Source organism: Geobacillus sp. PK12 (genome assembly GCF_004123125.1).
In the GTDB taxonomy this organism is placed as follows: Bacteria; Bacillota; Bacilli; order Bacillales; family Anoxybacillaceae; genus Geobacillus; species Geobacillus zalihae.
The window spans coordinates 1-18,107 of sequence record NZ_SDKL01000006.1; the positions used below are offsets into that span (position 1 = coordinate 1).

General features: G+C 52.1%; 20 protein-coding genes and 1 other annotated feature. All 20 genes read left to right on the forward strand.

Going from position 1 to position 18,107, the window contains the following annotated elements:
• The first annotated feature begins 305 nt into the window (after positions 1-305).
• Positions 306-767 (forward strand): transcriptional regulator CtsR, encoded by a 462-nt coding sequence (ctsR, locus tag ETR37_RS03995; protein ID WP_011229590.1) that lies wholly within the window; start codon positions 306-308, stop codon positions 765-767.
• 15 nt (positions 768-782) lie between these two features.
• A complete protein-coding gene (mcsA, locus tag ETR37_RS04000; RefSeq protein WP_011229591.1) occupies positions 783-1,331 on the forward strand; it encodes a protein-arginine kinase activator protein McsA in 549 nt (182 codons plus the stop codon).
• Positions 1,332-1,336: 5 nt separating this feature from the next.
• Positions 1,337-2,428, forward strand: coding sequence for a protein-arginine kinase McsB (mcsB, locus tag ETR37_RS04005; RefSeq protein ID WP_011229592.1), 1,092 nt, complete (start codon positions 1,337-1,339; stop codon positions 2,426-2,428).
• Positions 2,425-4,857, forward strand: a complete 2,433-nt coding sequence (clpC, locus tag ETR37_RS04010; protein WP_011229593.1) for an ATP-dependent protease ATP-binding subunit ClpC — start codon at positions 2,425-2,427, stop codon at positions 4,855-4,857. Before mcsB ends, clpC begins: the two co-directional genes overlap by 4 nt.
• A gap of 77 nt (positions 4,858-4,934) precedes the next feature.
• Positions 4,935-6,308: a DNA repair protein RadA gene (gene radA / locus ETR37_RS04015; RefSeq protein WP_015373719.1), complete on the forward strand. Its 1,374-nt coding sequence runs from the start codon at positions 4,935-4,937 to the stop codon at positions 6,306-6,308.
• 308 nt (positions 6,309-6,616) lie between these two features.
• Positions 6,617-7,711 (forward strand): PIN/TRAM domain-containing protein, encoded by a 1,095-nt coding sequence (locus tag ETR37_RS04020; protein WP_012820471.1) that lies wholly within the window; start codon positions 6,617-6,619, stop codon positions 7,709-7,711.
• A 21-nt stretch (positions 7,712-7,732) separates the two neighbouring features.
• Positions 7,733-8,419 (forward strand): 2-C-methyl-D-erythritol 4-phosphate cytidylyltransferase, encoded by a 687-nt coding sequence (gene ispD / locus ETR37_RS04025; protein ID WP_015373720.1) that lies wholly within the window; start codon positions 7,733-7,735, stop codon positions 8,417-8,419.
• Between the two features lie 14 nt (positions 8,420-8,433).
• On the forward strand, positions 8,434-8,910 hold the full coding sequence (gene ispF / locus ETR37_RS04030) for a 2-C-methyl-D-erythritol 2,4-cyclodiphosphate synthase (protein WP_013143976.1): 477 nt from the start codon (positions 8,434-8,436) through the stop codon (positions 8,908-8,910).
• Between the two features lie 203 nt (positions 8,911-9,113).
• Positions 9,114-10,586: a glutamate--tRNA ligase gene (gene gltX, locus ETR37_RS04035; RefSeq protein WP_033005073.1), complete on the forward strand. Its 1,473-nt coding sequence runs from the start codon at positions 9,114-9,116 to the stop codon at positions 10,584-10,586.
• A 72-nt stretch (positions 10,587-10,658) separates the two neighbouring features.
• Positions 10,659-10,894, forward strand: a binding site (T-box leader).
• Complete coding sequence (gene cysE, locus ETR37_RS04040) at positions 10,892-11,629, forward strand: serine O-acetyltransferase (RefSeq protein ID WP_020754402.1); 738 nt, start codon at positions 10,892-10,894, stop codon at positions 11,627-11,629. Its footprint overlaps the feature before it by 3 nt.
• Positions 11,607-13,007 carry a cysteine--tRNA ligase gene (gene cysS, locus ETR37_RS04045; RefSeq protein WP_014194590.1) on the forward strand — a complete coding sequence of 467 codons (1,401 nt, stop codon included), beginning with the start codon at positions 11,607-11,609 and terminating at the stop codon, positions 13,005-13,007. Before cysE ends, cysS begins: the two co-directional genes overlap by 23 nt.
• A gap of 6 nt (positions 13,008-13,013) precedes the next feature.
• Entirely contained in the window at positions 13,014-13,439 is a 426-nt protein-coding gene (locus ETR37_RS04050) for a Mini-ribonuclease 3 (protein ID WP_060788770.1), read from the forward strand.
• Positions 13,439-14,176: a 23S rRNA (guanosine(2251)-2'-O)-methyltransferase RlmB gene (gene rlmB / locus ETR37_RS04055; protein WP_011229602.1), complete on the forward strand. Its 738-nt coding sequence runs from the start codon at positions 13,439-13,441 to the stop codon at positions 14,174-14,176. The genes ETR37_RS04050 and rlmB overlap by 1 nt, the downstream gene beginning before the upstream one ends.
• A 3-nt stretch (positions 14,177-14,179) precedes the next feature.
• Positions 14,180-14,692: an NYN domain-containing protein gene (locus ETR37_RS04060; RefSeq protein WP_012820478.1), complete on the forward strand. Its 513-nt coding sequence runs from the start codon at positions 14,180-14,182 to the stop codon at positions 14,690-14,692.
• A gap of 36 nt (positions 14,693-14,728) precedes the next feature.
• A complete protein-coding gene (sigH, locus tag ETR37_RS04065; protein WP_013143979.1) occupies positions 14,729-15,412 on the forward strand; it encodes an RNA polymerase sporulation sigma factor SigH in 684 nt (227 codons plus the stop codon).
• 93 nt (positions 15,413-15,505) lie between these two features.
• A complete protein-coding gene (rpmG, locus tag ETR37_RS04070; protein ID WP_012820480.1) occupies positions 15,506-15,655 on the forward strand; it encodes a 50S ribosomal protein L33 in 150 nt (49 codons plus the stop codon).
• 40 nt (positions 15,656-15,695) lie between these two features.
• Positions 15,696-15,878, forward strand: a complete 183-nt coding sequence (secE, locus tag ETR37_RS04075; RefSeq protein WP_012820481.1) for a preprotein translocase subunit SecE — start codon at positions 15,696-15,698, stop codon at positions 15,876-15,878.
• 112 nt (positions 15,879-15,990) lie between these two features.
• Positions 15,991-16,524, forward strand: a complete 534-nt coding sequence (nusG, locus tag ETR37_RS04080; RefSeq protein WP_012820482.1) for a transcription termination/antitermination protein NusG — start codon at positions 15,991-15,993, stop codon at positions 16,522-16,524.
• Positions 16,525-16,758: 234 nt separating this feature from the next.
• Complete coding sequence (gene rplK / locus ETR37_RS04085; protein WP_011229608.1) at positions 16,759-17,184, forward strand: 50S ribosomal protein L11; 426 nt, start codon at positions 16,759-16,761, stop codon at positions 17,182-17,184.
• 181 nt (positions 17,185-17,365) lie between these two features.
• Positions 17,366-18,067, forward strand: coding sequence for a 50S ribosomal protein L1 (gene rplA, locus ETR37_RS04090; protein ID WP_012820483.1), 702 nt, complete (start codon positions 17,366-17,368; stop codon positions 18,065-18,067).
• The last annotated feature ends 40 nt before the right edge of the window (positions 18,068-18,107 follow it).

The window sequence follows — 18,107 nt, forward strand, 5'->3', positions numbered from 1 at the left end:
GTTGGGGCCAGCGCCCCTGCAAGAGTAGGTCGCTGCTAGGCAAAATGGAAAGCACGTCTTTTCTTTCCTTGGAAGAAAAGGCGTGCTTTTTCATTTATTCGGCTGCTTGACGTTTTATTGTCCAGAAAAACGGATATTCTATAGTTAGTTTTCCTTCTTTGGTCACTCTTGAAATTTTCCGTAATACATTGTATAGTAAGAGTAAGGTCAAATATAGTCAAAGTCAACGAATAGGCAGTGGGGTGTCCTTGTCAGCGGACGGCCCATCGCCAGGCAGCTTGGTTGTAAGGAAGGTGGTAGGTAGAGTGCCGAACATTTCCGACATCATTGAGCAATATTTAAAGCAAGTGCTCAATATGAGCGACCAAGATATCGTTGAAATTAAACGAAGCGAAATCGCTAATAAATTCCAATGTGTTCCGTCGCAGATCAACTATGTCATCAATACGAGGTTTACCCTTGAAAGAGGGTACATCGTCGAAAGCAAGCGCGGTGGCGGTGGGTATATCCGCATTATGAAAGTGAAGACAAAGAGTGAAGCACAGCTTATTGACCAGCTGCTCGAGCTTGTCGGCCACCGCATCAGCCAATCGAATGCTGAAGATGTGGTAAAACGTCTCGTTGAAGAAAAGGTAATTTCGGAGCGGGAAGCGAAAATTATGTTAAGCGCTATGGATCGTTCTGTTTTATATATCGATTTGCCCGAGCGGGACGAACTGCGGGCCCGCATGTTAAAAGCGATGCTGACGTCGCTGAAATACAAATAGGGGGAGGGGGAGGCATTGATTTGCCAAGAATGCAAGCAGCGGCCGGCCACGATGCACTTTACAAAAATTGTAAACGGAGAGAAAACGGAGTTCCATCTTTGCGAGCAATGCGCCAGAGAGCATGGCCATATGTTTACGTTCTACGGCAATGATGATTTTTCACTCAACAACTTGTTGGCGGGGCTTCTTAACTTTCAAGCGCCGATGAAAGAGATGACGGCGAACGCGTTTCCGAACCCGGATGTACTTCAATGTGAGACGTGCCAAATGACATACCATCAATTCACACAAATCGGGCGGTTCGGCTGCGCTAACTGCTACCGGACGTTTGCACGCTACTTGCCGCCGATTTTGAAACGGCTCCATAGCGGCAATACCGCTCATTCAGGAAAAATTCCGAAGCGAAAAGGCGGCGTTCTCCATTTGCGCAAGCAACTTGCTATGTTGAAACAAAAGCTTCAGGAGCTCGTCGCTCGTGAGGAATTCGAGCGGGCGGCCGAGGTGCGCGACCAAATCCGCTCGTTGGAGGATGAACTGCGTCGACGCGGAGAGGGGGATATGTAAGCGGTATGTCGTTCGAGAAGTTTTTCAATACGGCGGTCAGCGCGTGGATGAGCCAAGAGGGGCCGGATTCGGACATCGTCTTAAGCAGTCGCATCCGACTGGCGCGCAACATCGTTGACTTTCGTTTTCCAACGCTGTTTAGCAGTGAAGAAGCGATGCAAATCGTCGCGTTGTTTGAACGGACGTTCGCCCATCGTTCTTACGGAGGGGCAGGCCGCTTCGAGTTGTTGAAAATGTCGGAGCTTCAGCCGATTGAAAAACGGGTATTGGTAGAAAAACACTTAATTAGTCCGCATCTGGCTGAGGATTCGCCGTTTGGCGCTTGTCTGCTTTCGGAAAATGAAGAAATCAGCATCATGATCAACGAGGAGGATCATATCCGCATCCAATGCCTATTCCCGGGGTTGCAGCTTGCTGAGGCTCTCGAGGCGGCGAGCGAATTGGACGATTGGATTGAAGGGTATGTCAACTATGCCTTTGACGAGCGGCTTGGTTATTTAACGAGCTGCCCGACCAATGTCGGGACGGGATTGCGGGCTTCGGTGATGATGCATCTTCCGGCGCTTGTGCTGACGCAACAAATTAACCGTATTATTCCTGCCATCAACCAGCTTGGGCTTGTTGTCCGTGGAACATACGGTGAAGGGAGTGAAGCGTTGGGAAATATATTCCAAATTTCCAACCAGATCACGCTTGGGAAATCGGAGGAAGACATTGTTGCTGATTTGCATACGATCGTTCAGCAGCTGATCGCCCAAGAAAGAGCGGCTCGTCAGGCATTAGTGAAAACTTTGGGCATACAATTAGAAGACAAGGTGTTCCGTTCATACGGCATACTGGCCAACTGCCGCGTCATCGAATCGAAAGAAGCGGCGCAATGTCTGTCCGATGTTCGCTTAGGGATTGATCTAGGATATATCAAGAACATCTCGCGCAACATTTTAAATGAGCTGATGATTTTGACGCAGCCGGGATTTTTGCAGCAATATGCCGGCGGGGCGCTTCGCCCTGAAGAACGGGACGTCCGCCGCGCGGCGCTGATCCGGGAGCGTTTAAAGATGGAGGAACGAAGAAAGATGGAGGGTGATGAACGATGATGTTTGGCAGATTTACGGAACGGGCGCAAAAAGTGCTGGCGCTGGCGCAGGAAGAAGCCATTCGCCTCGGCCATAACAATATCGGCACAGAACATATTTTGCTCGGCCTCATCCGCGAGGGCGAGGGGATCGCGGCTAAGGCGCTCATGGCGCTTGGGCTCGGCCCAGATAAAATTCAAAAAGAAGTCGAATCGCTCATCGGCCGTGGCAGTGAAGTGTCGCATACGATCCACTATACACCGCGGGCGAAAAAAGTCATTGAGCTGTCGATGGATGAAGCGCGGAAGCTCGGCCATTCATACGTCGGCACAGAACATATTTTGCTTGGGTTGATCCGCGAAGGCGAAGGGGTGGCCGCCCGCGTGCTGAACAACTTGGGAGTAAGCTTGAACAAAGCGCGCCAGCAAGTGTTGCAGCTGCTCGGCAGCAATGAGTCGATGTCAGGCCATGGCGGCGGCGCGTCGCATGTGAGCACTCCGACGCTTGACAGCCTCGCCCGTGATTTGACAGCGATTGCCCGCGAAGGACGGCTGGACCCGGTCATCGGCCGCAGTAAAGAAATTCAGCGCGTCATTGAAGTATTAAGCCGGCGGACGAAAAATAATCCGGTGTTGATCGGCGAGCCGGGCGTTGGGAAAACGGCCATTGCTGAAGGGTTAGCCCAACAAATCGTCAATAACGAAGTGCCGGAAACGCTGCGCGACAAGCGGGTCATGACGCTCGATATGGGGACGGTCGTCGCCGGAACGAAATACCGGGGGGAATTTGAAGACCGGCTGAAAAAAGTGATGGATGAAATTCGTCAAGCGGGCAACATCATCTTGTTCATCGATGAGTTGCATACATTAATTGGCGCCGGTGGGGCAGAAGGAGCGATCGACGCGTCGAACATCTTGAAACCGGCGTTGGCGCGCGGGGAGCTTCAATGCATCGGCGCGACAACGCTCGATGAATACCGGAAATATATTGAAAAAGACGCCGCGCTTGAACGCCGCTTTCAGCCGATTTACGTTGATGAACCGACAGTGGAAGAATCGATCCAAATTTTAAAAGGGTTGCGCGATCGGTATGAAGCGCACCACCGCGTTTCGATTTCCGACGAGGCGATCGTGCAAGCCGTCAAATTGTCCGACCGCTACATTACCGACCGTTTCTTGCCGGATAAGGCGATCGATTTGATCGACGAGGCTTGCTCGAAAGTGCGCCTTCGTTCGTTCACCGCACCGCCGAAATTGAAAGAACTTGAACAAAAGCTCGAGGAAGTGCGGAAAGAAAAAGACGCGGCCGTGCAAAGCCAAGAATTTGAAAAAGCAGCATCGCTGCGCGATATGGAACAGCGGCTGCGCGAAGAACTGGAGGAAACGAAACGTGCGTGGAAAGAAAAACAAGGCCAAGAAAATTTGGAAGTGACGGTCGAAGACATCGCCGCGGTCGTCTCGAGTTGGACCGGCATTCCAGTATCGAAGCTCGCTGAGACGGAAACGGAGCGGCTGCTCAAGCTGGAAGAAATTTTGCATTCGCGTGTCGTCGGCCAAGACGAGGCGGTCAAAGCGGTCGCCAAAGCGGTGCGCCGCGCCCGTGCTGGCCTGAAAGACCCGAAACGCCCGATCGGTTCGTTCATTTTCCTTGGTCCGACCGGCGTTGGGAAAACGGAGTTGGCCCGAGCCTTGGCAGAAGCGATGTTTGGCGATGAAGACGCCCTCATTCGCATCGATATGTCCGAGTATATGGAAAAACACTCGACATCGCGGCTCATCGGGTCGCCGCCGGGGTATGTCGGTTATGAAGAAGGCGGCCAGCTGACGGAAAAAGTGCGCCGCAAGCCGTATTCGGTTGTCCTGTTAGATGAGATGGAAAAAGCGCATCCGGACGTGTTCAATATTTTGCTGCAAGTGTTGGAAGATGGGCGGCTGACTGACTCGAAAGGGCGGACGGTCGACTTCCGCAACACGATCATCATCATGACGTCCAACGTCGGCGCCGATGCGCTGAAACGGAATAAGTACGTTGGCTTCAACATTCAAGACGGGAACCAGCAATACAAAGATATGAAAAGCAAAGTGATGGATGAGCTGAAAAAAGCATTCCGTCCAGAGTTTTTAAACCGGATCGACGAAATCATCGTCTTCCATTCGCTCGAAAAAGACCATCTGAAACAAATCGTCCGATTGATGGCCGATACGCTCGTGAAGCGGCTGAAAGAGCAAGACATTGATCTTGAGCTGACGGAGGCCGCCATTGAGAAAATCGCCGCCGAAGGGTTCGATCCAGAATACGGTGCCCGTCCGCTGCGCCGCGCCTTGCAAAAGCATGTTGAAGACCGTTTGTCCGAAGAATTGTTAAAAGGCACGATCGCCAAAGGGCAAAAAGTCGTCGTGGATGTCAAAGACGGGGAGTTTGTCGTATTGTCGAAACAGGCGGTCGTGTGAGGGAAGAAAAGGCATGCGGCAGCTTCCTGCCCATGCCTTTTTTTCGTTGGAAAACGTTACAGAAAGGGTTAAGATCGATGGCGAAGAAGAAAACGAAGTTCGTTTGCCAAGAGTGTGGATATGAGTCGGCCAAATGGCTTGGACGCTGTCCGGGATGCCAAACATGGAATTCGTTTGTTGAGGAAATGGAGCAGGAGAAACCGACTGTGCGCGGCGCATTTCTTCATTCGGAGCGGGCGGGTTCGGCCAAACCGGTCCCGATTACAGCCGTGGAGGCGGTGCAAGAGCCGCGCATGAAAACGAACAGCGCGGAGCTCGATCGCGTGTTGGGCGGTGGAATCGTCAAAGGTTCGCTCGTTTTGATCGGCGGCGACCCTGGCATTGGCAAATCAACGTTGCTTTTGCAAACATCGGCGCAGCTGGCCGCCGCTGGGCATCAAGTGCTGTATGTCTCCGGTGAGGAATCGGTCAAACAAGTAAAGCTGCGCGCTGGACGCCTTCGTGCGGAGTGCGATCGGCTGTACGTGTTGGCGGAAGCAGATTTGGAATACATTGTGGCAGCGGTTGAAACGGTTCAACCTGCTTGTGTCATCATTGATTCGATTCAGACGGTGTATCGCACCGATATTTCCTCTGCACCGGGCAGCGTCGCCCAAGTGCGCGAATGCACGGCCGAGCTGATGAAGCTGGCGAAAACAAAAGGCATTGCCATTTTTATCGTCGGTCATGTGACGAAGGAAGGGGCGATCGCCGGGCCGCGCCTGCTCGAACATATGGTGGACACCGTTCTCTATTTTGAAGGGGAGCGACACCATACGTATCGCATTTTGCGAGCGGTGAAAAACCGTTTTGGCTCAACGAACGAAATCGGCATTTTTGAGATGCGCGACATTGGGCTGAAGGAAGTGGAAAACCCATCAGAAGTGTTTTTAGAAGAACGGTCGCGCGGAGCGGCTGGCTCGACGGTCGTGGCGGCGATGGAAGGGACGCGGCCGGTGCTCGTGGAAATCCAGGCGCTCGTCTCGCCGACGAGCTTCGGCAACCCGAGACGGATGGCAACCGGCCTTGACCATAACCGTGTGTCGCTTTTGATGGCCGTGCTCGAAAAGCGGGTTGGGCTGCTGTTGCAAAACCAAGATGCTTATTTGAAAGTGGCGGGCGGCGTGAAGCTTGATGAGCCGGCAATTGACTTGGCGGTCGCTGTCAGCATCGCCTCGAGCTTTCGCGATCGGCCGACGAATCCGGCGGATGTCATTATCGGCGAAGTCGGCTTAACTGGAGAGGTGCGCCGCGTCTCGCGCATCGAACAGCGCGTGCAGGAGGCGGTAAAATTAGGCTTTTCCCGCATCATTGTGCCAAAAAACAATTTAGCTGGCTGGCAGCCGCCAAAAGGTGTGCAAGTGATCGGTGTTTCGCATGTGGCCGAGGCGCTTGAGCATACAATGTGTTAATCGCTCTTTCACCTGCGCAACCCGGTTCTTCGCGCCCAAGGGGATATGAGCGATCAAAAATTCATCGCCTCTTCATTCTTAAGTGTTTAAGCAGAGGCATAAACAGCCTAAAAGGATTGAACCTTTTCGCTCTGATGTACGTAAAAAATAGTAGGGTGATCCGAAACAACTATGGCGTTTGGCCGGCGTTTTTCGCTATTGTTACAAGCAGATGTCGAATGTTCAAAAACGATTAAAAATTGTCTTCCAATTGGTTTCAAACATTGGAAACTGTTTATAATGTTAAATAGGGAGGTGAAGATGGGCTGATGGTCAAACGCATTGTGCAATTATTTTTCCTCGCCGTGGGCGGAACGTTAGGCGCCATGTTTTTTCCTGACTTGCTTAAGCTGATGAATGTGAGCGGCATGCCGCTTCTCAATAATTCTTATACGCTTGCGGTGCTGGGGGCAGTCGTTTTCTTTTTGTTGACGTTTTGGCTTGTCGATTATGTGGTCGACATGATTCGCTGGGTGGAGGAAACGCTCGTGAAGGCGCCGGCCGCCGACGTGCTGTTTGGCAGTCTCGGGCTGATTTTCGGTCTTATTATCGCGTTTTTCGTTGTCATGCCGTTGCAGTCGTTTCACATTCAAGTGTTGAATACGGTGTTGCCGATTTTTTTGACGGTGTTGCTTGGCTACTTAGGGTTTCGCGTCGGTTTAAAGAAACGGAATGAGTTGATGAACTTATTTTCCTTGTCCAACCGCATGGCGAAGAAAAAAGGTGGAGAAGCGGAAAACGAACCGTCAAAGGGCGGTGCTGTGAAAATTTTGGATACGAGCGTCATCATCGACGGGCGGATCGCAGACATTTGCCAAACCGGGTTTTTGGAAGGGCCGCTTGTCATTCCGCGGTTTGTGCTCGAAGAATTGCAGCATATCGCCGATTCGTCCGATGTGCTGAAGCGGAACCGCGGCCGCCGCGGCTTGGATATTTTGAACCGCATCCAAAAAGAAATGGCGATGAAAGTGGAAATCCATGAAGCGGATTTCAGCGACGTCCAGGAAGTCGACAGCAAACTCGTCAAGCTGGCGAAGCAACTTCAAGGCGTTGTCGTGACGAACGATTTCAATTTAAACAAAGTATGTGAGCTGCAAAACGTGCGTGTTTTGAATATCAACGATTTAGCGAATGCCGTCAAACCGGTCGTGCTGCCAGGCGAGGAGCTGAACGTACACGTCATTAAAGATGGGAAGGAGCATAACCAAGGCGTGGCCTATTTGGACGACGGGACGATGATCGTCGTCGAAGATGGCAAAGAATATATCGGCAAACGGGTTGACGTTTTAGTCACCAGCGTGTTACAAACATCTGCGGGGAGAATGATTTTTGCCAAATTGAAACTGCTGCAAAAAGCGTTGTAAAACGAATAGGGGAAACGGCCAATGAATTACGAAGCGATTGTCTTGGCGGCCGGGCGGGGAAAGCGGATGAACGCCGGCATGAACAAGCAATTCCTTGAGCTTGGCGGTGAGCCGCTCATCGTTCGGACGCTGAACGTGTTTGAGCGCGATGAGCGGTGCACCCGCATCGTGCTCGTCGTCAACCCAGCCGAGCGAAGCCGATTTGAGCAGCTGCTCGCCCGCTTTCGCATTCGAAAAGTCGCCGCGCTTACCGACGGCGGCGAGGAGCGGCAGCATAGCGTCTACAACGGATTGCAGGCGCTCGCGGGGGAGGAGATTGTTCTCATCCATGACGGCGCCCGCCCATTTGTCCGCGTCCATCATTTGCACGAGCTCGTGAACGCCGCTGTTCAGTACGGGGCGGCGATCCCGGCAGTGCGGGTGAAAGATACGATCAAAAAAGCGAACGGTTTGTTTGTCGAACAGACGATTGATCGTTCCAGCTTGTGGGCGGTGCAGACGCCACAAGCTTTTCGTCTGTCTTTGATCATGGAAGCGCACGAAGCGGCGAAACAGGCTGGCTATCTCGGCACGGATGACGCCAGCCTTGTGGAGCGAATCGGCAAGCCGGTGAAGATCATTGAAGGGGATTATCGCAATATTAAGCTGACGACGCCGGAGGACCTTTTGTTTGCTGAGGCGATTTTGGCAAGCCGGATGGCCGAATAGATGGGGGTGGAGAGATGTTTCGCATTGGACAAGGGTTTGACGTCCATCAGCTTGTTGAAGGGCGTCCGCTGATCATTGGCGGCGTCACCATTCCGTATGAAAAGGGGCTGCTCGGCCACTCAGATGCCGACGTGCTGCTTCATGCGGTGGCGGACGCATGCCTTGGGGCGATCGGCGCCGGCGATATCGGCCGGCATTTTCCGGACACAGATCCGCGCTTTAAAGATGCCGACTCGGCTGAGCTGTTGGCGCACGTATGGGCGCTCGCTCGGCAGGAAGGGTATAGGCTCGTGAACGCCGACTGCACGATCATCGCACAAAAGCCGAAGATGGCGCCGTATATTGAAGAAATGAGGGCGGTGATCGCTCGGTTGCTGGAAGCCGAGCGCTCGCAAGTCAATGTGAAGGCAACGACGACGGAGAAGCTTGGATTCACTGGGCGGGAGGAAGGCATTGCCGCCCAGGCGGTCGTCTTGCTGCAAAAAAGCTAATGGAGCGGCCTTTGGCAACATCATTTGGGAAGGCCTCGTTCCCTTAATACATAAGCGCTTTGTTCGCCGTCCTGGCTAGGAGGTGTAAAGGGGGGGCGTCGGCGGCGTGGTGCGGCTTAGGCGAGAGCTGTCTGTTTTGAACTTTGCCGCGATAAACGGTACAATAATAGCACAAGCTTTGATGGAAGTGGAGGGTTTGGATGATGGCAAAAGAGGTGCGCGTGCGCTATGCGCCGAGCCCAACCGGCCATTTGCATATCGGCGGGGCGCGGACAGCGCTGTTTAACTATTTGTTTGCCCGCCATCACGGTGGAAAAATGATCGTCCGCATCGAGGATACAGATATTGAACGGAACGTCGAAGGCGGCGAAAAGTCGCAGCTCGAAAACTTAAAATGGCTCGGCATTGATTATGATGAATCGATTGATCAAGATGGCGGCTACGGGCCGTACCGGCAAACGGAGCGGCTCGATATTTACCGAAAATATGTGAATGAATTGCTTGAGCAAGGGCATGCGTACAAATGTTTTTGCACGCCGGAAGAGCTCGAGCGCGAGCGGGAGGCGCAGCGGGCGGCCGGCATCGCCGCTCCGCAGTACAGCGGCAAATGCCGCCATTTGACGCCGGAGCAGGTCGCGGAGCTCGAGGCGCAAGGGAAGCCGTATACGATCCGCCTGAAGGTGCCGGAAGGGAAAAAGTACGAATTTTACGATTTAGTGCGCGGCAAAGTGGTGTTTGAATCGAAAGATGTCGGCGGCGATTGGGTGATTGTCAAGGCGAATGGCATTCCGACATACAATTTCGCTGTTGTCATCGACGACCATTTAATGGAAATCAGCCATGTGTTTCGCGGTGAGGAACATTTGTCCAATACGCCGAAGCAGCTCATGGTATACGAGTACTTCGGCTGGGAGCCGCCGCAGTTCGCGCACTTGACGTTGATCGTCAACGAGCAGCGGAAAAAGCTGTCTAAGCGCGATGAATCCATCATTCAGTTCGTCTCGCAATACAAAGAACTTGGCTATTTGCCGGAAGCGATGTTCAACTTTTTCGCTTTGCTTGGCTGGTCGCCGGAAGGAGAGGAAGAAATTTTTACGAAAGACGAACTGATCCGCATGTTCGATGTCTCCCGGCTGTCAAAATCGCCGTCCATGTTTGATACGAAAAAGCTGACATGGATGAACAACCAATATATCAAAAAGCTTGATCTTGACCGGCTTGTCGAGCTGGCCTTGCCGCATTTAGTGAAAGCCGGGCGCCTGCCGGCGGATATGACGGACGAACAGCGGCAATGGGCGCGCGATTTAATTGCTTTGTATCAAGAGCAAATGAGCTACGGGGCGGAGATCGTCCCGCTGTCTGAGCTGTTCTTTAAAGAAGAAATCGACTACGAGGACGAGGCGCGTCAAGTGCTTGCTGAAGAGCAAGTGCCGGCTGTGCTTTCCACCTTCCTTGAGAGCGTGCGTGAGCTTGAGCCGTTTACGGCAGACGAGATTAAAGCGGCCATTAAAGCGGTGCAAAAGGCGACCGGGCAAAAAGGGAAAAAGTTGTTTATGCCGATCCGCGCGGCGGTGACGGGACAAACGCACGGACCGGAGCTGCCGTTTGCCATTCAGTTGCTCGGCAAAGAAAAAGTGATCGAGCGGCTGGAGCGGGCGTTGCAAGAAAAATTTTAATCGGCCTCTATGCACGTTTGCATGATGGATGTGGTATAATAATATAAAATTTCGATGGAACAAGTGCATAAAGAAAAAGCGTTGACGAGGAGAAGTAGGAAGCATCGGCATCCCAGAGAGAGCCGCCTTGGCTGGAAGCGGCTTATGTTCGGTGCTGTCTGAAGTGCGCCTCGGAGTCTCCTTTCGAACCGGAACAGAGACGTTCTGCAGTAGAGGGGAGCGGAGCATCTCCGTTATCGGAATCGAGTGAGCGAAACGGCGCCCCGTTTCGCTAAACAGAGTGGAACCGCGCCAAAAGCGTCTCTGTGTCTTCGGCACAGGGACGCTTTTTTATTCAAGACAACTTAGAGGGATGGAGGGAGGACATGATGTTTAAAACGTTAAAAGAGGATATTGAGGTCATTTTTGAGCAAGACCCGGCGGCGAGAAGCTATTTGGAAGTCATTTTAACATATTCCGGCCTGCATGCCATCTGGGCGCATCGGATCGCCCATGCGCTTTACAAGCGGAAATTTTACTTTCTTGCCCGCTTGATTTCGCAAATCAGCCGCTTTTTCACTGGCATTGAAATCCATCCGGGCGCGAAAATCGGCCGCCGCTTTTTCATCGACCACGGCATGGGCGTGGTGATCGGCGAAACGTGCGAAATCGGCGACAATGTCACCGTCTATCAAGGGGTCACATTAGGCGGGACAGGGAAAGAAAAAGGGAAGCGGCACCCGACGATCAAAGACAACTGTTTGATCGCTGCCGGCGCAAAAGTGCTCGGTTCGATTACGATCGGGGAAAACTCGAAAATCGGCGCTGGGTCGGTCGTGTTAAAAGACGTACCGCCCAATTCGACCGTCGTTGGCATTCCGGGCCGCGTCGTTGTGCGCGACGGGGTGAAAGTGAAGAAAGATTTAAACCATACCGACCTTCCTGACCCGATCGCCGACCGGTTTCGGGAGCTTGAAGAGGAAATCGCCCGGCTGAAAAGCGAGCTTGAGGCATTGAAACAACAAGAAAGGAAGAACGAGTATGAGCAGCATCCGGCTTTATAATACGCTGACGCGAAAAAAAGAACCGTTTGAGCCGCTGGAACCGAATAAAGTGAAAATGTATGTGTGCGGCCCGACCGTCTATAATTATATTCACATCGGCAATGCTCGGGCCGCCATCGTTTTTGACACGATCCGCCGCTATTTGGAGTTCCGCGGCTATGATGTGACGTATGTATCGAACTTTACCGATGTTGATGACAAGTTGATCAAAGCGGCCCGCGAGCTCGGCGAGAGCGTGCCGGCGATCGCTGAGCGGTTTATTGAGGCGTATTTTGAAGACATTCAGGCGCTTGGCTGCAAAAAAGCGGACATCCATCCGCGGGTGACCGAAAACATTGATACGATTATCGAATTCATTCAGGCGCTCATTGACAAAGGATATGCCTACGAAGTCGACGGCGACGTGTATTACCGGACGCGCAAGTTCCGCGAATACGGCAAGCTGTCTCATCAATCGATCGATGAGCTGCAAGCTGGGGCGCGCATCGAAATTGGAGAGAAAAAAGACGATCCACTTGATTTCGCCCTTTGGAAAGCAGCGAAGGAAGGAGAAATTTGTTGGGACAGTCCATGGGGGAAAGGGCGGCCTGGTTGGCATATCGAATGCTCGGCGATGGCGCGCAAATATTTGGGCGATACGATCGATATCCACGCCGGCGGCCAGGACTTGACATTCCCGCACCATGAAAACGAAATCGCCCAGTCAGAGGCGCTGACCGGCAAACCGTTTGCGAAATATTGGTTGCACAATGGGTATTTAAATATTAACAACGAAAAAATGTCGAAGTCGCTTGGCAATTTCGTGCTCGTTCACGATATCATCCGGGAGATCGACCCGCAAGTGCTGCGTTTTTTCATGCTGTCGGTGCATTACCGCCATCCGATCAACTACAGCGAGGAACTGCTTGAGAGTGCGCGGCGCGGACTCGAGCGCCTGAAGACGGCGTATGGCAATTTGCAGCATCGCCTGCAGGCAAGCACGAACTTAACGGACAATGACGAGGAATGGGTTTCGCGCATTGCCGACATCCGCGCCTCGTTCATCCGTGAAATGGACGACGATTTCAACACGGCGAACGGCATTGCCGTATTGTTTGAACTGGCGAAGCAGGCTAACTTGTACTTGCAGGAAAAAACGACATCCGAGAAGGTCATTCACGCGTTTTTGCGCGAGTTCGAACAGCTGGCGGACGTACTTGGACTCACCTTGAAGCAGGATGAGCTGCTTGATGAGGAAATCGAGGCGTTGATCCAAAAGCGCAATGAAGCGCGGAAAAACCGCGATTTTGCGCTGGCCGACCGCATTCGCGACGAGTTGAGAGCGAAAAACATTATTTTGGAAGACACGCCGCAAGGAACGAGATGGAAACGGGGATAGCACGCGATGATGGCGGAGTTTGAAATGGTCAACGATGTGAAGCAGTTAAATGGACTGGCGCTTGCCTATATTGGCGACGCCGTGTACGAGGTGTATGTGCGACGCCATTTGCTTGCTGGCGGCAGCGTGCGGCCGCATGAGCTGCATCGGCGGGCGGTCCGCTATGTGTCGGCGCGGGCGCAAGCGCAAGTGATTTTGGCGTTGCTTGACGAGGGCGTCCTGACCGAGGAGGAAAAGGACATCGTCCGCCGCGGCCGCAATGCCAAATCAGGCACAATCCCGAAAAATACGGATGTACAAACATACCGGCATAGCACGGCCTTTGAGGCGCTCATCGGTTATCATTTTTTGGTTAATAATGAAAAGCGGGTTGATGAGCTGATCGGCCGTTCGTTTGCCATTATTGAAAGGGAAGAAAGGGCGTTGGAATGATGGACTACATTATCGGCAAAAATCCGGTCATTGAAGCGCTCAAAGCCGGGCGCGACATCAATAAAATTTGGATCGCGGAAGGGGCGCAGCGCCATACCGTCGAACCTGTGCTTGAATGGGCAAAGCGGCGGGGCGTGCTCGTCCAATATGTCCCGAAGCGCAAGCTTGATCAGATGGCTGAAGGAGCTCATCAAGGGGTGATCGCTCAGGCGGCGGCTTACCGCTACTATGAAATCGATGACTTGTTCGCTCGCGCCGCCGAGCGGGGCGAGGCGCCGTTTTTTCTCATCTTGGACGAGCTTGAGGATCCGCATAATTTAGGGGCCATCATGCGCACCGCTGATGCGGTCGGGGCGCACGGCCTCATTATCCCGAAGCGGCGTTCGGTCGGGCTGACCCAAACGGTGGCGAAGGCGTCGACCGGGGCGATTGAGCACGTTCCGGTCGCGCGTGTGACAAACTTGGCGCGGACGATTGACGAGCTGAAAGAGCGCGGAGTGTGGGTAGCCGGAACGGATGCATCGGCTCAAGACGACTACCGCTCGCTCGATGGCACGATGCCGTTGGCGCTCGTCATCGGGAGCGAAGGAAAAGGGATCAGCCGCCTAGTGCTTGAAAAGTGCGATTTCTTGTTCCGGTTGCCGATGCGCGGCCATGTCACCTCACTCAATGCCTCTGTCGCCGCCAGCCTGCTCATGTACGAGGTGTACCGGAAGCGGTATCCGTTGGGAGAATAGCGAATGAACATTTTGATTGTCGACGGCTATAACATCATCGGAGCGTGGCCGGAGCTGCGCCGGCTGAAAGAAGAGGGCGATCTGGCAGCGGCAAGGGATTTATTGATTGAAAAAATGGCTGACTACAAAGGATTCACCGGGGACCATGTCGTGATCGTATTCGATGCCCACCTCGTGCAAGGAAACGAGAAAAAGTATAAACATTACGACGTCGATGTCATTTTTACAAAGGAACATGAGACGGCCGATGAGCGAATTGAACGGTTGGCGAAAACATTGATGAATGCGCGCACAAAAGTGTATGTCGCTACCTCCGACTACACCGAACAATGGACGGTGTTCGGCCAAGGCGCCCTGCGCAAGTCGGCGCGCGAGCTATTGGATGAAGTCGAGACGGTTGAGCGGGACATTTCCCAAAAAGTAAAAGCGATGCGGCAGCGCACTCCGATCTCCAAAGTTCCGCTAAATGATAGAATTGCTGAAATTTTTGAAAAATGGCGAAGAGGAGAAAAATGAGCGGTTGACGCTGTAAAAATTTGTCCTGTATAATACATGTTAGCGATTGATGCGGTCGGGGGGATCAGCGTGGGGGAATGCTTGAAAGCAATGAAAGGGAAAGATTATCATCAGCTGGACGATGAGCAGCTTGTTGCGCTCGTTCACGAAGGGGATGGGGAAGCACTTGATTTTTTAATCCATAAATATCAAAACTTTGTGCGCGCCAAAGCTCGCTCCTATTTTTTAGTCGGAGCTGATCGGGAAGATATCGTGCAGGAAGGAATGATCGGTCTGTATAAGGCCGTCCGTGATTTTAAGGGGGACAAGCTTTCCTCATTTAAAGCGTTTGCAGAACTTTGCATCACAAGGCAAATGATTACCGCGATTAAAACGGCGACCCGCCAAAAGCATATTCCGCTCAACTCTTACGTTTCCTTGGATAAGCCGATTTATGACGATGAATCTGACCGGACGCTGATGGATGTGTTGTCCGGCACGCAGGTGACGGACCCGGAACAATTGATTGTCAACCGCGAGGAAGTCGATGATATTGAACTAAAGATGGCGGAACTGCTCAGCGACCTCGAGCGGAAAGTGCTCGCTTTGTATTTGGATGGACGCTCATACCAGGAAATTTCCGAAGAGCTGAACCGCCATGTCAAGTCGATCGACAACGCGTTGCAACGCGTCAAGCGGAAGCTCGAGAAATATTTGGAATACCGCGAGATCAGTTTGTAGGCATCGTGCCGCCGCATCAAAAGATGTCATTGACAGCGAAACAGCCAATATGATAAATTTTTATGGACATCTCGAAGGAACGGTGGAATGCTGATGCGCCAAAAAGTGACGCTGGCTTGCGCGCAGTGCGGAAGCCGAAACTATACGGCAGCAAAACAAATACGTCGCCTTGGTGAGCGCCTTATGGCCAACAAGTTTTGCTCAACATGCAACAAGCATACAATCCATCGTGAAACGAAATAGACGGTGGAGATAGTTTTGAACGATGATGGAGGTACGAGTGATGCAGCGAGTAATCAACTTTTTAAAAGAAGTCGTACGCGAGCTGAAAAAAGTGAGTTGGCCAAACCGGAAGGAGTTAGTGAACTACACGGCGGTCGTGTTGGCCACGGTGGCGTTTTTCACCGTCTTTTTTGCCGTTGTGGACCTCGGCATTTCTGAGTTGATTCGCCTCGTGTTTGAATAAGCGGACGAAGGATATGTTATAATGAAAGATAATCGTGCGCGTATGGAACCCGGCAACGGGTTTTTGTTTTGCGCAAAAAATAAAACGAAAACCGCCTTGGGGAGGCTTGTTGATGGAGAAAAACTGGTATGTTGTCCATACATATTCGGGATATGAAAACAAAGTGAAAGCCAATTTGGAAAAACGCGTCGAATCGATGGGAATGCAAGATAAAATTTTTCGCGTCGTCGTTCCGGAAGAGACGGAGACGGACGTCAAAAACGGAAAACGGAAAACGACGAAAAAGAAAGTGTTCCCTGGCTATGTGCTCGTTGAGATGGTCATGACGGATGACTCATGGTATGTCGTGCGCAACACGCCGGGCGTCACTGGATTTGTCGGCTCAAGCGGAGCTGGTTCGAAACCGACGCCGCTTATGGAGGAAGAAGTAAAAATGATCTTGAAGCGGATGGGCATGCCGCTTGCCGAGGTTGACGTAGACTATGAGGTAAATGAAACGGTGCGGATCAAAGAAGGTCCGTTTGCGAACTTTACAGGGAAAATTGAAGCGATTGACCCGGATAAACATAAAGTGAAGCTGCTTGTCGATATGTTTGGGCGTGAAACACGGGTGGAGCTTGAGTTTTCGCAAATAGAAAAAATCTAATGGATAAAGAACTTGCAATTGATAGGGAAAAGTGATACTATTTTAAAGTCAGTATGTCTCTTAAACGGAGACATATGGCGGTGAACTTATACACTTGTATAAGGGAGCCGTTTTGTTTTTACGCTGATCCTCTCAACTGAACGGGAGATAGGAAAACGGCTCAGTAGACCGGAGCCGGATGAGTGGGAGGGGCAATCCCTAATACCACATCACGGACTTAAGGAGGTGTGTCTCGTGGCGAAAAAAGTAATCAAGGTCGTCAAACTGCAAATTCCTGCAGGGAAAGCGAATCCGGCGCCGCCAGTAGGTCCTGCGTTGGGTCAAGCCGGTGTCAATATTATGGCGTTTTGCAAAGAGTTTAATGCCCGCACGGCGGACCAAGCAGGGTTGATCATTCCGGTTGAAATTACGGTTTTTGAAGACCGTTCATTTACATTCATCACGAAAACGCCGCCAGCCGCTGTATTGCTGAAAAAAGCGGCGGGCATTGAATCGGGCTCCGGCGAACCGAACCGCAACAAAGTGGCGACAATTAAACGCGACAAAGTGCGTGAGATCGCTGAGCTGAAAATGCCGGATTTGAATGCGGCGAGCATTGAGGCGGCCATGCGCATGATCGAAGGCACGGCCCGCAGCATGGGCATTGTGATTGAAGACTAAAGCCGGTGCGTCGTTTGTAGGGGAGGTTGCGTCATTGGGCAACCTCTCTCTCCATGAACAAAAACAGCAAGACGGGCCTGATGAATGGGCATCCGTCCGCTTCTTCGTTTTCGAAAGAAGCGAAGAACGTTCAATGTGGGAGGTTTTTCCGCTAAAACCACAACCGAGGAGGATTTTTCACATGCCGAAAAGAGGAAAGAAATACTTAGAAGCATTGAAACTCGTCGACCGCTCCAAAGCATACCCGATTGCTGAAGCAATCGAGCTCGTGAAAAAAACGAACATCGCGAAATTCGATGCCACGGTGGAAGTGGCGTTCCGTTTGGGCGTCGACCCGAAAAAAGCGGACCAACAAATTCGCGGCGCCGTCGTCCTGCCGCACGGCACAGGGAAAGTGGCGCGCGTGTTGGTGTTCGCGAAAGGGGAAAAAGCGAAAGAAGCAGAAGCGGCTGGCGCTGACTATGTCGGCGATACAGAATATATCAACAAAATCCAGCAAGGTTGGTTTGACTTTGATGTCGTTGTTGCTACGCCGGACATGATGGGTGAAGTCGGGAAACTCGGCCGCATTTTAGGGCCGAAAGGGTTGATGCCAAACCCGAAAACCGGAACAGTCACGTTTGACGTAGCAAAAGCGGTGCAAGAAATCAAGGCTGGTAAAGTGGAATACCGCGTCGACAAAGCGGGCAACATCCACGTTCCGATCGGCAAAGTGTCGTTTGACAACGAGAAATTGGCTGAAAACTTCGCAGCCGTCTATGAAGCAATTTTGAAAGCCAAACCGGCGGCGGCAAAAGGGACGTACGTGAAAAACGTCACGATTACATCCACAATGGGCCCTGGCATCAAGGTTGACCCGTCCACGGTTGCTGTTGCACAATAACCGTTGACTTTTGTTTGTCCGTCTGTTAAAATGCCATTTG

Coding starts and splice junctions, on each gene's coding strand:
- mcsB (WP_011229592.1), top strand. CDS start 1,337: ATGTCGTTCGAGAAGTTTTTCAATACGGCGGTCAGCGCGTGGATGAGC.
- clpC (WP_011229593.1), top strand. CDS start 2,425: ATGATGTTTGGCAGATTTACGGAACGGGCGCAAAAAGTGCTGGCGCTG.
- radA (WP_015373719.1), top strand. CDS start 4,935: ATGGCGAAGAAGAAAACGAAGTTCGTTTGCCAAGAGTGTGGATATGAG.
- ETR37_RS04020 (WP_012820471.1), top strand. CDS start 6,617: ATGGTCAAACGCATTGTGCAATTATTTTTCCTCGCCGTGGGCGGAACG.
- ispD (WP_015373720.1), top strand. CDS start 7,733: ATGAATTACGAAGCGATTGTCTTGGCGGCCGGGCGGGGAAAGCGGATG.
- ispF (WP_013143976.1), top strand. CDS start 8,434: ATGTTTCGCATTGGACAAGGGTTTGACGTCCATCAGCTTGTTGAAGGG.
- gltX (WP_033005073.1), top strand. CDS start 9,114: ATGGCAAAAGAGGTGCGCGTGCGCTATGCGCCGAGCCCAACCGGCCAT.
- cysS (WP_014194590.1), top strand. CDS start 11,607: ATGAGCAGCATCCGGCTTTATAATACGCTGACGCGAAAAAAAGAACCG.
- ETR37_RS04050 (WP_060788770.1), top strand. CDS start 13,014: ATGATGGCGGAGTTTGAAATGGTCAACGATGTGAAGCAGTTAAATGGA.
- rlmB (WP_011229602.1), top strand. CDS start 13,439: ATGGACTACATTATCGGCAAAAATCCGGTCATTGAAGCGCTCAAAGCC.
- ETR37_RS04060 (WP_012820478.1), top strand. CDS start 14,180: ATGAACATTTTGATTGTCGACGGCTATAACATCATCGGAGCGTGGCCG.
- sigH (WP_013143979.1), top strand. CDS start 14,729: ATGTTAGCGATTGATGCGGTCGGGGGGATCAGCGTGGGGGAATGCTTG.
- rpmG (WP_012820480.1), top strand. CDS start 15,506: ATGCGCCAAAAAGTGACGCTGGCTTGCGCGCAGTGCGGAAGCCGAAAC.
- secE (WP_012820481.1), top strand. CDS start 15,696: ATGCAGCGAGTAATCAACTTTTTAAAAGAAGTCGTACGCGAGCTGAAA.
- nusG (WP_012820482.1), top strand. CDS start 15,991: ATGGAGAAAAACTGGTATGTTGTCCATACATATTCGGGATATGAAAAC.
- rplA (WP_012820483.1), top strand. CDS start 17,366: ATGCCGAAAAGAGGAAAGAAATACTTAGAAGCATTGAAACTCGTCGAC.